At 45.7% G+C, this 12,489-nt stretch carries 11 protein-coding genes and 3 tRNA genes; 12 read left to right on the top strand and 2 right to left on the bottom strand.

Going from position 1 to position 12,489, the window contains the following annotated elements; all coding sequences use genetic code 11:
* Window positions 1–240: 240 nt before the first annotated feature.
* The 3 genes from ACZ5QV_RS00510 to ACZ5QV_RS00500 all read left to right on the top strand — a co-directional run bounded on the left by ACZ5QV_RS00510 (window position 241) and on the right by ACZ5QV_RS00500 (window position 2,130).
* Window positions 241–702, top strand: a complete 462-nt coding sequence (locus ACZ5QV_RS00510; protein WP_464600742.1) for a hypothetical protein — start codon at window positions 241–243, stop codon at window positions 700–702.
* Between the two features lie 99 nt (window positions 703–801).
* The gene (locus ACZ5QV_RS00505; RefSeq protein ID WP_464600741.1) at window positions 802–1,353 is read left to right on the top strand and encodes a hypothetical protein; all 552 of its coding nucleotides are present in this window, start codon (window positions 802–804) and stop codon (window positions 1,351–1,353) included.
* Between the two features lie 36 nt (window positions 1,354–1,389).
* Window positions 1,390–2,130 (top strand): hypothetical protein, encoded by a 741-nt coding sequence (locus tag ACZ5QV_RS00500; RefSeq protein WP_464600740.1) that lies wholly within the window; start codon window positions 1,390–1,392, stop codon window positions 2,128–2,130.
* A 27-nt stretch (window positions 2,131–2,157) separates the two neighbouring features.
* On the opposite strand, the gene ACZ5QV_RS00495 is transcribed toward ACZ5QV_RS00500, so the two are convergent.
* Window positions 2,158–2,478 (bottom strand): hypothetical protein, encoded by a 321-nt coding sequence (locus tag ACZ5QV_RS00495; protein ID WP_464600739.1) that lies wholly within the window; start codon window positions 2,476–2,478, stop codon window positions 2,158–2,160.
* A 349-nt stretch (window positions 2,479–2,827) separates the two neighbouring features.
* Here ACZ5QV_RS00495 and ACZ5QV_RS00490 point away from each other — a divergent pair, with 349 nt between their 5' ends.
* The 9 genes from ACZ5QV_RS00490 (at window position 2,828) to ACZ5QV_RS00450 (ending at window position 11,394) form a co-directional block, all read left to right on the top strand.
* Window positions 2,828–3,979, top strand: coding sequence for a DUF373 family protein (locus tag ACZ5QV_RS00490; RefSeq protein WP_464600738.1), 1,152 nt, complete (start codon window positions 2,828–2,830; stop codon window positions 3,977–3,979).
* A gap of 43 nt (window positions 3,980–4,022) precedes the next feature.
* Complete coding sequence (gene mtnP / locus ACZ5QV_RS00485; protein ID WP_464600737.1) at window positions 4,023–4,838, top strand: S-methyl-5'-thioadenosine phosphorylase; 816 nt, start codon at window positions 4,023–4,025, stop codon at window positions 4,836–4,838.
* Window positions 4,839–5,057: 219 nt separating this feature from the next.
* Window positions 5,058–7,541, top strand: a complete 2,484-nt coding sequence (locus tag ACZ5QV_RS00480; RefSeq protein WP_464600736.1) for a DUF5814 domain-containing protein — start codon at window positions 5,058–5,060, stop codon at window positions 7,539–7,541.
* Between the two features lie 225 nt (window positions 7,542–7,766).
* A complete protein-coding gene (locus ACZ5QV_RS00475; protein WP_464600735.1) occupies window positions 7,767–8,177 on the top strand; it encodes a DUF3467 domain-containing protein in 411 nt (136 codons plus the stop codon).
* Window positions 8,178–8,839: 662 nt separating this feature from the next.
* Entirely contained in the window at window positions 8,840–9,064 is a 225-nt protein-coding gene (locus ACZ5QV_RS00470; protein ID WP_464600734.1) for an LSM domain-containing protein, read from the top strand.
* A gap of 38 nt (window positions 9,065–9,102) precedes the next feature.
* Window positions 9,103–9,570, top strand: a complete 468-nt coding sequence (locus tag ACZ5QV_RS00465; RefSeq protein WP_464600733.1) for a helix-turn-helix transcriptional regulator — start codon at window positions 9,103–9,105, stop codon at window positions 9,568–9,570.
* 700 nt (window positions 9,571–10,270) lie between these two features.
* Window positions 10,271–10,348: transfer RNA gene (locus tag ACZ5QV_RS00460), tRNA-Glu, on the top strand.
* 195 nt (window positions 10,349–10,543) lie between these two features.
* Window positions 10,544–10,621 (top strand) — tRNA-Glu (locus tag ACZ5QV_RS00455).
* A gap of 695 nt (window positions 10,622–11,316) precedes the next feature.
* Window positions 11,317–11,394: transfer RNA gene (locus ACZ5QV_RS00450), tRNA-Glu, on the top strand.
* Window positions 11,395–11,468: 74 nt separating this feature from the next.
* Here ACZ5QV_RS00450 and ACZ5QV_RS00445 read toward each other — a convergent pair.
* Entirely contained in the window at window positions 11,469–12,380 is a 912-nt protein-coding gene (locus ACZ5QV_RS00445) for a hypothetical protein (RefSeq protein WP_464600732.1), read from the bottom strand.
* Window positions 12,381–12,489 lie beyond the last annotated feature (109 nt).

Raw genomic sequence — 12,489 nt, 5'->3', positions numbered from 1 at the left:
ATTTTCGCTTCGCTCAAGCGGACTGATTCTTTTTTAATTTAAAGTTGAAAGGCAGTTCCCTCCTGAGAGGGAACACTTAATCAGCTCCGGCAATCCCCGGGTTTCGACCTCTTTTTTAAAACAAAATACGGGAAGTACGTCCGAGAAATCAGGAATAAACTGACGACCCCCTACTCTTAACAATTTTTAAATAATTTAGGTTCCATAACTCAGGGACAATAACGAATAGAAGGCCTTTTTATGAATCAATATCTGCTGATCCCGGTACTTTTAACCACCTTTATTCTTTTCACGAGTTTTTCCGGCTGCACGGGTAGTTCCGACAATTATAGTGATGACATGCCCGATGGTGTCAACCAATTCAAGGAAGTGTCTAAAGAAGAAAGTTTTAGAATTGCCGAATCCTATGTAAAGGACCTGGACTCCTTCAGGGAATACGGGTTGACTGAACCCGTTCCTGTTGAGAGCCGGGCCCTCGACTGTCCTTACTGCTGGTTGTTTGTCTTCAGCTTTGATCTGGTCTCCGAAAAAGACCCCTTTGTGGTTGACACTGCAAGTGTGGAGCTAACGGTGCGGGAAGGGGAAATCGTGGATGTGGTTTATGTACAGGGCAGCAGGTACAAACTCGGAATTCCCACCGGTTCAATGGGTGTTGACGCTTTACTCGAAAAACCGGTATATGATACGGAAATTTTTGTTTAAGGTACGGTATCGGGACTCGAAAAAACTTCCGGCCTTTCAACACCCCTGTCTGCTTCTTCCATACCCGTTTCCTTTAACCTGAGCTGGGAGGGGAAAACGGTGCCTGTAAAAGTTGATTTGGGGGATGAAAAAGGGGTGCTTTCTGCGGGCCTGGAAGAAATTGAAAACGGTGACTGGGTAATCATTACAGGAGAGTTTAAGTCCGGAAAGGAAAAAGAACCGGATACCGGAGAAACAGAAGAAGGAAGGTCGGAAGCTGGAGAAACAGACGAAGTAAAAAAGGCCCCGTTCTTCCTGGCAAAGCTCGTCCAGACCGAGGACATTTCGGAAAACGAGATTTTCACTGGAGAGGTCGTGCAGGTCGATGAAGAAAAAATGGTTGTCAGGGAAATTCCTGCGAATAAGACTGCTCAGGCCTACCGGGTGAGGTATGAGATAAGGGAAGCCAAATCACTGCTCATATTTAATGAAGAAGTTTCCGAGGACGTTTCCCCGAAAAACCCTATAGTTATCGAAGTTTCCAATGTTAAAGCCGGAAGCACTTATACAATCCGTGTCTTTATAAGGAATATGGAAGGCCGGATTCTCTGCGATTCGGAACATGTGGGCGGGTTTGACGTGGAAGAAGTCCACAGTGAATCAAAAAAATGATGTGCTCTAAAAATATTATTATCTGGATGGGTTTGCATGAACAACCAAAAACTCTATAGAATCTTCGTCCTCTCGCTGATTGCATCCTCTGGATTTTTATATTTCATAGAATACCGGCTACTTGGAGACTCAGGCACTATATGTACAATGTTTCTCGGAAACCTGGCTTTTCTCCCCATCAACGTCCTGCTGGTCACACTGGTTATCCACAGCCTGCTCAATGACATGGAAAAAAACAGCAGGATTGAAAAACTGAATGTCGTAATCGGGACATTTTTCAGCCAGACAGGAACGCAGTTGCTAACGTATTTTTCCGATTTTGACCCTGGAATTGAGGTAATCAGAAAGGACCTGGTCGTAAGAAAGGACTGGACCGAAAAGGATTTTGCCGAAGTAAACAGAAAACTCCGGAATTATGAATATATGATCAGAATTGAAAATGTAGACCTGGAACGCCTCCGGGCCTTTCTGGAAAAAAGAAACGATTCCCTCCTGCGACTGCTCGAAAATCCCGTAATGCTGGAGCACGAAAGATTTACCGAACTCCTGAGGGCCGTCTTCCATCTGACAGAGGAACTTCTCAGAAGGGAAGACCTGGCCGGGCTGCCCGCAAGTGACCTCGAACATCTTGAGGGCGACATCAGGAGGGCGTACCGGCTGCTGGTCTTCGAATGGGCCTCCTATATGGCATACCTGAAAGAAAATTATCCCTACCTCTTCTCCCTTTCCATGCGGACGAATCCCTTTGATAAGGAGGCCTCTCCTGTGGTGAGGTGAGGCCGGAAAATATTTTCTGTTGAGTGTTTAAAGTTTATCCTTTAAATTTTTAAGGTCTTCCTTGATCTCTCCGGCAAGCTTTTTCGCCGATTCCCCGGTGGACTCTATCAGCTTTTCAACCCGGTCCGTAATGTCTTTTATCTCGTCTCCAACATCTATAGCCTTGATTTCTTCTGCTACCGAGTGGATTTCCTCCTTTATGCCTTTTGCAATTTTTGAAGCCTCGGCCCCTGTCTTCTTTGCAAGAGAGTCGATATCTTCACTTAAATTTTCAAGCCGGTCATGAAGACTGTGTCCTTTACTGACGGACTCTGGCCCCTTTTTCACTTCTTCCATCAATTTTGCCATTTATAAAAACCCCCATATGATGAAACGCATCGATTTCCTGTACAAAATTTACCGTACAAAATTTCCTGTACAGAATTTACCGTACAAAATTTCCTACAGAATTTGTTTTTATACAATCTATTATAAGATGGCCGGAATTATAAAAGTATACTGAGAACGCCTCTCACAGCCAGATTTATTATATAATACATGACTTAAAATAATCTACAGCAAGAACTTGCAAAACAGTTAAGAAATTAAAAGAAGTTATTACATAATTAACTTACAGAATTCAAGGCTTCAACCTGCTCAGCAGGATACCTCTCCTTCAAAAACCATAATAACAACTTCAGCGAATTGATAGAGGAACATGCAAACTTTAGTTATATGCATAGATAGAGACGATGACCTTGGAGAAAAGGCAAAGCTTACAACTCCGATAATCGGGAGAGAGGCCAATGTTGAAGCAGCGGTGGCTCTCGGAATTGCCGACCCTGAGGATTCGGATACCAATACTATCTTTGGGGGAATAAAGGTCCTTGATGAACTGAGGGCAAAGGGAGTGGACGCTGAAATTGTCACCTTTGCCGGGGACAAAAACGTAGGGGTAATCTCTGACCAGAAGATTGCCCGGAAGCTTGAGGCCTTCCTTGAGGATTATGAGGTGGAAGGAGCCGTTTTTGTCTCGGACGGGGCCGAGGACGAGACCCTTGTCCCGATCGTGCAGTCCAGAATAAAAATCGATTCCGTAAAACGCATTGTTGTAATGCAGAGCGAAAACCTGGAAAGTACCTACTATATACTGAAACACGCATTTAGCGATCCCAAGATCTCCCAGACCTTTTTTGTGCCCATTGGGCTCGCCTTCCTTATTTACTCGATCTTTCTGCTTGCTCGCTACCCGGAGGGGGCCGTCATTGGAATTCTTGCGGCCGTAGGACTCTATATGCTCTACCGGGGCTTCGGGCTTGACGATACCGTTGCCCTTCAGGTCAACCGCTTAAAGGACACTTTCCAGAGACAAAGACTTACTTTTATCACCAATACCGCAGCCATTCTCCTGGGGGTAGTGGCAACCGTCCGGGGCCTGCTGGAAGTCTGGGCACTTTACTCCATGGAAGGGTTCTGGTACCATGGGACCCTGACTCTGGTCTCGGTTTTTATCAACGCCTCGGTCTGGTGGTATGCAGGAGCAGTCCTGTTCGCAGATCTCGGAAAAGCCTTTGACCTCAACAGGGCGGGAAGACCGGTAAGACGGAGTTTTTCAATCTCCCTCTTCGTGCTGGCAACGGGCCTGCTCTTCTGGGGGGCCAGCATTTACCTCCTATCGGAAGCGGCCCTTATAATTGGCCTCCTTTCAGACCCGGCACTGGCCCTTCAGTATTTCGTATATTCAATTATCTTTGCAGTAATTCTAGCCCTGATCGGGATCAGGCTTTCCATCCCCAGGGAAGAAGGGCCGGAAAAGGAAAACCAAAAAAAGAAAAAAATGAAGAAATTCCCCCGAAATGATAAAATTTAATAAGACAGTTCCGGAAGACTGCATAAAAAAGGAAGGGAAGCAGATGGAAAAAAACAACGTAAAAAACACAGAAGTAGTCCGCTCGATTGAGCAGAGCGAGCAAATAGAACTTGCGGTACTCGGGGGTGTTGGCTTCAATTCCTGCAGGGAACTTGAAAGCAGGTCCGTAAAGACCCCCTATGGGGAGGTTAGCGCCTACATCACTCAAATAAAAGGTAAAAAAGTCGCGATCATTCCCCGCCACGCCGGGAAAAACCATACCCCTCCCCACAGGATAAACTACCGGGCCAATGTCTGGGCCGTAAAGGCTCTCGGGGCTGAGCGTATCATCTCGACAAACTCTGTCGGGTCCATGAAAGGGCATCCTGTGGGCAGTTTTGTCCTGCTTGATGATTTTGTTGATTTTACGAGAAGCCGGCCTTCTACCTTTTACGACGATACTACCGTCCATATCGACCTCTCGGAACCCTACTGCCCCGAGATAAAGGCCTGCTTTGCAAACGCTCTTGATAAAAGAGGAATTTCATATTCCGAAGGCATCTACGCCTGCACTGAGGGGCCCCGGTTCGAGACAAGGGCTGAAATAAGGATGATGAGCCAGTTTGCCGATGTCGTGGGCATGACCGGGGTTCCCGAGGTCGTCCTTGCAAAAGAGCTCGAACTCTGCTACGCCTCCCTCTCCATCGTCACAAACCAGGCCTGCGGGCTGAGTGCGGAAAAACTGACAGCGGATGAAGTTACGGAAGTGGTGGGGGAAAGTGAGGCCGCAATCCTCGAAATCCTTGAGGACACGATTGCCAGCATTCCCAAAAAGCGGGAATGTTCATGCAGGTCCGCAAGAATCGGGGCCAGCCTTTGAAAGGCTGGACAAAGAAAAATCGTTATTTTCAAAAATCATGGCGTTTTCCCGGATATTTTGAGGGGTTATCCGGGACTTTATATTTTTAAAATTTTTAGAAAATCTAAGCTTTTAACCGGGTCAACATATATATAATAAACATGTTATAAAAAATGGTTGCAAAAACTGCAAAAACCGGAACAGAAGTTTACTTATATTAAACAGCTATCAGGAAGTACAATGACGCTCTGGGTCCTAATTTCTCCCGAAAAATCCAAGTTAACCATAATGCCCATTAAGGACAGAAAAAAACAGCCTCTTTATGTGGCCGAACTTTTCCTGAAAAAGGGATCTTCAGGCCCCCGCCCTCATAAAATCAGGATTGTCACGGCCAAAAACAAAAAGGATGAGTTTCTGCCTGTGCCAAAGTTCATAGAGCTCCTGCGCGGGTCAAACAGGATCATGCTTGCGGAAGGGGGGGACTCTGCAAACGAGGCCGCTTTTTTTGAGATGCTTGAAGGGTTTCAGCTCGAGGCCGACAGGGTCAGGATTTGCAGGCACTGCCTTATAAACAAGCGCTTCAATTTTGTTAACAAGAACTCAATAAAGTTCCATCAGGAACTCATCTGCCAGGAATGCGCACATGAAGAACTGGCACGTGCAGTCCGGACCAGTGGGAGAGAATACGGAAAAAGATCCATAGAGTTTCTGGAAAAGGTCCTTTTAAAAACCCGGGACCTTGACCGCACGCTTCAAATCCTGAGCCCTGAAAGACTGGACCCCGAATGCACCCGTTTCGACAGAATCGATACCAGCCCGGCCCTTAATTCTGTTCGGATAAAGGACCTGCCCATTTCGGAAAAGTTTAAGAAGCTTCTTCTCAATAAATCCGAAACTCTTTTGCCGGTTCAGGGCCTTTCCATCAAAAACGGCCTGCTAAAAGGGGATAACCAGTTTATTGTATCAGCTACCGCAACCGGAAAGACCCTTATCGGAGAGATCGCGGGAATCCAGAATATTTTGAATAAAAAAGGGAAAATGCTCTACCTGGTCCCCCTGGTTGCCCTTGCCAATCAGAAGTACGACCAGTTTACGGAAAGGTATACTAAACTCGGGCTTACTACTTCCATAAAAATAGGAGCAATCCTCATCAAGACCTCTCAGCGGGTGAATATGCACACCAGCATGAACTCGGACATCATTGTCGGGACCTATGAGGGGGTGGACCATATTATGCGTTCCGGAAACGCCGATTTTTTGGGGAAAATAGGAACTGTGGTAATCGACGAGGTCCACATGCTTGAAGACTCCGAAAGGGGGCACAGGGTGGACGGGCTGATAGGGAGACTGCGTTATAGTGCCCCTGAAGCCCAGTTTATTTACCTTTCCGCAACCGTTCCGGACCCCCTGGCTTTTACGACCAAACTCTCGGCCCGGCTTACCCTCTATGAACACCGGCCGGTCCCGCTTGACCGGCACCTGCTCTTTTCTCAGGAAAACGAAAAGGTCCCGCTGATAGCAAAGCTTGCGAAGGACGAGTACGCAAGGGTTTCTTCCAAAAAGCACAGGGGCCAGACCATTGTTTTTACCAATTCCAGGAGAAACTGCCACAGGATAGCAGACGCTCTTCCTATCCGGGCCTCGGCCTATCACGCGGGGCTTACCCAGTACGAAAGAAAGAAGGTGGAGCACCTTTTCGGGAAGGGGGAATTACCGGTTATCGTGACGACGGCCGCCCTTGCGGCAGGGGTGGACTTTCCGGCCTCTCAGGTGATTTTTGAGGCCCTGGCGATGGGAGTGGAATGGCTTACGGTCCAGGAATTCCTGCAGATGAGCGGGAGAGCCGGAAGGCCTGATTACCATGACAGGGGTATTGTGGTGCTTATGCCTGTTCCCGGGAAAAGTTATGCCGGAAATCAGTCCGATACGGAAGAGGAAGTCGCAATTAAACTCCTGGGTGGAGAAATGATCGCGGGAGAAATCAATTATGGGGAAGCCGAGCAGCTCGAAGAAGTTCTGGCCTCCATTGCGCTTACTGCATCCATGCAGGACCTTGGCAAAATCCATTCCATGATGTTCGGGGATTTTGACCTGGAAAAGCTCGTCTCTCGCCTGGTACGCTATCGCTTTGTGGAGAAAAAGGGAAACCGGATTACACTTACCCGTTTTGGGAAAATCGTGGCTGCACACTTCCTCCCGGTCTCAAAGGCCTTTTTGATCCGGGACGCTGTGCTTGCGGATAACAGCTCTCTGAAAATCGCAAGTAACCTGGAGTTTTTCGATGCGGCCTACCTCAAGTACGCAAAGCAGATAGGAAGCGCTCTTCATGTGAACATGCCTACCAGGGTCTTTCAGGGAGCTGCCCTGGATATTTTGTTTGATGGGGACTCAATGTCTCAGCTTGACATGAAAATCCAGTCCCTGCTCATGAAATTTGCATCGGACTTTTTGACCTGCAATTGCAGAGATTCTCCTTACTGTGGCTGTGCCGAGCAGAAGTTTTCCGAAAAGATTATTGCACTGCGAACAGAAGGTCTGGAGCCGGCGGGGATCGTGAGAAAGCTTGAGAACGATTACGGGATCACCGCCTACCAGGGGGATATATTTGGCTATCTGGACAATGTTGTCAGGAACCTGGACGCGGTGGAGATGATCGCAAAGGTCCATTCGAACAGGGAAGTGGCCGCAAATGCCCGTGAATTAAAGAAAAAAGTTCAGGGTTGAAATATCTCTCCGAAACCGGGGGTTTTCCCGGTACTCTGCATCCCGGTCTCTGAAAACTCCATTTCTGAAAACTGCCTTAATTTTCGGGAAAGTTTTTAACATTAAACGGGGGATAAATAATATATTACTTTGCAGTGTTGTTTCACAAATTCTGATTATGTCAACTAACCCCTGCTAAACAATGGGGCTTCCTGCCTTTTACATAATATAAAAAGAGGGACTTTTATGAGTGATGAAACAAATTCCAGGGAAAATAAAGAAGTAGAGGCTCCAAAAATGCCTAGGAAAATAAAAAAAAGCATTACTATTGAGTTTATAAAACCTGAAGATTTCAGGCAGATTTATGCGATAGGGGCTGCGGGAGGGCACAGTCCGTACGATTTCAGGATCGGGTTTTACAACGATACACCAAAGATTTTTGGAGATTCCTCCGAAGCTCAGGTGATCGAAAGGCGTGTGGAAACCGAGATTATCCTTTCCCCCGTGGCCGCCCTTGAGCTTTCCCGGTGGCTGAACCAGCACATAAGTGAGTATGAGGCGGTTTTCGGCCCGATTTCAAGAGCTGTCCCGATGCAAAAGCGAGAGCCTCCAAAGACCCTGGCAGACAGCACCAACCACATCCAGGGATATAGCTGAAAATTCCGAATATTCCTTCCGACTCCAGGCTTCTGGACGAGCCCTTCGGGTAAAAAGGATCGATGGTTATATATCTCTAGAAAGGATATGTAATTTTCAGTTTGCTGGACAGTCGTTGGAGTTAGTGGAAATAATAGGATTCCACAGACATCAAGGTTGAGGGCTGCCCACAGCCGGGGGTCGTCGTCAACTACCCTTCTCTGAGACCTTTGGTTTTAGAGTAAGGGGTCTTCTACTGCAGGAGTCAATTATCCCTCCCTAAAATCTTAGCCTTCAGGCTAAGATTTTAGAGTAAGGGGCTTGCTTCGGTAAGCCCTAGTTGAATAGCCTTTCGTTATACTGGTCATGATATTCGAGGATACTCCACACGTTCTCGGAGATTTCGATTTGGATTAAACATCCCTGAGAGGTAGGGGAAGTGTTCAGGTCATTAACAAGCCAGTATAACAGTGGCGATGTGGATCCACTCCTGCAAAGGAGGACAGAACATAAGGTCACTGTCAAACAACATTAAGGTCCCCTGTTAAACAAAAAATGGGGGCCTTAGTCTCGACGCATTCATCTCCCACCTGCCAGTTCCTCCAAAGTCGGAACTGTTGAGGAAGGAGTCTTCTACTGTCTGAGATAAATAATATTTAAAATAAATATAAGAGGGATTAATTTTGTTCCCAAATAAAAAAGTTCAGAAAATCGTTGGGTCGAGAATCCAAGTGGAAATGAAGGGAGACCTGAATTTGCTTGAAGGTACTCTTAAGAGTGTAGATGACTATATGAATCTGCACCTTATGGATACAGTGGAGATTGTGAAGGGAGAAAAAATTCGGTCTCTCGGGTCTGTAGTACTGCGAGGAAATAACATTATACTGATCACTCCCATCGAGGATTAACATTCCCGAGAGAGGACGACCAGAGAGTGGAAAGGAATATGGATCTCGAAGATGAAGCGTTCAGTATTATAAAAAAAAATAAAGACGGTATCTACCAGAACGTCATCTGGAAGGAACTGAATATAGACAGCAGGAAGTGCTCCAGAATCATAAAGAAATTGCTGGATAAAAAGCTGATCATCCGGGAGTCTGCTGTCTCAAATGGGGCAAGGACATACCTTCTAAAAGCAAAGGAAGATGCAAAAGAGGCATATGACCTCCTGCTTGCAAAGGAAATGTTTTCGACCTGTACGGGCTGTAATGCGGAATGTCAACCGGAATACTGCGGACGCCTGACAGAGTGGATCGGGCAGCTCATAGAAGAAGAAAAAGAAGAATCAGAAAAATCTGAATCTGATCCAGAACAAGAACCAGAATCTGAACAAAAATCTGATCCAGAACAAGAACCAGAATCTGAACAAAAATCTGATCCAGAACAAGAACCAGAATCTAAAGAAGAGGCATGAGGTCAACTACCTCTAAGCTAAAGCCTCAGGGCTTTTCTGCTGAATTCAAATATAATATCGATTGAAATGAATCGATTGAAACAGCGGAAGAGGCCAAAGCAGTAGAAGACAAAGCTTGCAGCAAAAATAATATGCACAGGTCAACTACCCCTCCTTAAAACCTTCGCCTAATGGCTCAGGTTTTTGAGGAAGGGGCTTGCTTCGGTAAGCCCTAGTGTCGAGTCAATCTTCAAAGGTCGAATAACTCCGATTAGTTGTAATCGATTTTATAAGACATTTTATTGCTGACGCGACACTAGTTGAATAGCCTTTCGTTATACTGGTCATGATATTTGAGGATACTCCACACGTTCTCGGAGATTTCGATTTGGATTAAACATCCCTGAGAGGTAGGGGAAGTGTTCAGGTCATTAACAAGCCAGTATAACAGTGGCGATGTGGATCCACTCCTGCAAAGGAGGACAGAACATAAGGTCACTGTCAAACAACATTAAGGTCCCCTGTTAAACAAAAAATGGGGGCCTTAGTCTCGACGCATTCATCTCCCACCTGCCATTCCTCCAAAGTCGGAACTGTCGAGGAAGGAGTCTTCTGCTGTCTGAGATAAAGCGACAGGTTTATATGCCGGAGGTACCTATTGTGGTTGCCTCCAATAGGCACCTGTTAAAGGAAGTTGAGGCACATCAGATATCACATCAGCGCTCCGGTAGTGTAGTCCGGTCAATCATTCCGGCCTTTCGAGCCGAAAACTCGGGTTCGAATCCCGGCCGGAGCACCAAATTATAATACTCTTTTTGAAATGTTTCTTTTTCCAGGGTTCCGATTCAACAAGCCGGGAATTTATTCTGCACCCATTGTTGCAAACAATTTTGTTTTTTCTTAAAAGACCCACGTCTTTCAGGCCTCTCAGGGGACATGTTTATATACTACTAAAGATATCCAAGAATTCGCTTCAAAAGCAAAAGAACAACGTGCTCCGGTAGTGTAGTCCGGTCAATCATTCCGGCCTTTCGAGCCGAAAACTCGGGTTCGAATCCCGGCCGGAGCACCAAAACACAATACCTCTTTGAACTATTCTCTTTGAACTATTCTCTTTGAACTATTCTCTTTGAACTATTCTCTTTGAACTATTCTCTTTGAACTATTCTCTTTGAACTATTCTCTTTGAACTATTCTCTTTGAACTATTCTCTTTGAACTATTCTCTTTGAACTATTCTCTTTGAACTATTCTCTTTGAACTATTCTCTTTGAACTATTCTCTTTGAACTATTCTCTTTGAACTATTCTCTTTGAACTATTCTCTTTGAACTATTCTCTTTGAACTATTCTCTTTGAACTATTCTCTTTGAACTATTCTCTTTGAACTATTCTCTTTGAACTATTCTCTTTGAACTATTCTCTTTGAACTATTCTCTTTGAACTATTCTCTTTGAACTATTCTTTTTGATTTCTAATGTTATTTTTGAACTATTTCTGGCTCATCGTTTTTTTGTGTGTTTAACTCTCTCAAAAATTGATATGGTCTTGAATTGAAACTTATCTTACCCACGAGAAATGGTGATGAGCCTTATTTCTTTTAACAGGGTGGTTCCGATTTAACAATCCAGGGATATTCTGCTGTCCTCTATTGCAAACAATTTTGCACTTTTTCTCAAAAAACCCACCCCTCCCAGACCCTCAGGGGGATATGTTTATATAATACTAAAGATATTCAAGGATTCGCTTCAAAAGCAAAAGAACAACGTGCTCCGGTAGTGTAGTCCGGTCAATCATTCCGGCCTTTCGAGCCGAAAACTCGGGTTCGAATCCCGGCCGGAGCACCAAAACACAATACCTTTTTGAATACTGTTTTGAGTTTTTAGAATTCTCATTGTTTTAGAGTATTTTTATAAAAAAGTCATCTCCTCTCCAGGAGTTTCCTATGAAACAGCTTTATTTCCTGTATTTTTTCAAGGTTCTCCTCATCATCCTGGACCCCGGCCGTTTTGAGTGACTCCAGTGCCACTTTTGCAGCTCTGGCCACGGATTTCATGTCCCCCTCCTCAGCAAGGATCCGGATTATTTCAAGGGACCAGGCTGCCTGGACCACCGTGTTTTTCGAACCAGACGGCAGAGAGACCTTCTCTATTTTTCCAAAGGCATGGACAATGGCCTTTGCCTCAAGTTCTCGCTTTACCCGGACCGCCAGGGTCCCGATCTCTTCAAGCAGGAGTTCGACCTCTATAACGCTTTCTTCAAGCCCCTCTTCGGCTGAAACGACTCCTATATCCCCAAGAGAATTTATGGCCGTAAGGCTTGCCTCTGCCAGACCTCCCCTGAGCCCCCCTTCCGCAATCTGCATCAGAAAAATTTCTGCCATGCTGATCTGATTTTCCGATTTCTGCCTGACAGAAGCCTTCCCGAATTTCTCAAGGGCTTCAGCCACGGTTTTTGTAGCCGTGTCCATATCCTTTTCCACAACCACCCTGGCCAAGTTTCCGAGCATGGAAGCCGCTTTTACTGCAAGCGCTTCCCTGTTGTGCTTTGCGGCTTCTTCCGCGATTTCCCCGAGTTCACGGGCCGCAGCAATGGACGCTAGTTCCATTCTATTTTCAGTGACAAGTTCCCCGATATCCCCCATAGCGATGATTACGGCCTTTGCATCGAGTTCGTGCTCCCCTGTTGTGTTCAGGTAGATCAGTTTGACCGTAAAAGCCTTCAGCTTCTCGAAAGCTTCGACCACCTCTTTCGTGTCCCGCATATTGGCGGCCATGATACCAGCCTCGATTATCCGGCTCTCATTGATTTCATCTTCATCCAACGAATACATTCCAGGACCCCCGCTTAACTCCTGATTGATTCTATGCCCTGCCTCCAGATCAGTTTTTTCTATAATAATAGAATAATAGAAACTGTGAGAATCAGAAATTAAAGAAAAA

The sequence above is a fragment of the Methanosarcina baltica genome (genome assembly GCF_055394095.1).
The sequence above is the reverse complement of the archived record's forward strand: the minus strand, read 5'-3'. Positions and strand labels throughout refer to the sequence as shown.

Bases quoted from the DNA above. Each gene is read 5' to 3' on its own strand.
- ACZ5QV_RS00510 (WP_464600742.1), top strand. From the start codon at position 241: ATGAATCAATATCTGCTGATCCCGGTACTTTTAACCACCTTTATTCTT.
- ACZ5QV_RS00500 (WP_464600740.1), top strand. From the start codon at position 1,390: ATGAACAACCAAAAACTCTATAGAATCTTCGTCCTCTCGCTGATTGCA.
- ACZ5QV_RS00495 (WP_464600739.1), bottom strand. From the start codon at position 2,478: ATGGCAAAATTGATGGAAGAAGTGAAAAAGGGGCCAGAGTCCGTCAGT.
- ACZ5QV_RS00490 (WP_464600738.1), top strand. From the start codon at position 2,828: ATGCAAACTTTAGTTATATGCATAGATAGAGACGATGACCTTGGAGAA.
- mtnP (WP_464600737.1), top strand. From the start codon at position 4,023: ATGGAAAAAAACAACGTAAAAAACACAGAAGTAGTCCGCTCGATTGAG.
- ACZ5QV_RS00480 (WP_464600736.1), top strand. From the start codon at position 5,058: ATGACGCTCTGGGTCCTAATTTCTCCCGAAAAATCCAAGTTAACCATA.
- ACZ5QV_RS00475 (WP_464600735.1), top strand. From the start codon at position 7,767: ATGAGTGATGAAACAAATTCCAGGGAAAATAAAGAAGTAGAGGCTCCA.
- ACZ5QV_RS00465 (WP_464600733.1), top strand. From the start codon at position 9,103: ATGGATCTCGAAGATGAAGCGTTCAGTATTATAAAAAAAAATAAAGAC.
- ACZ5QV_RS00445 (WP_464600732.1), bottom strand. From the start codon at position 12,380: ATGTATTCGTTGGATGAAGATGAAATCAATGAGAGCCGGATAATCGAG.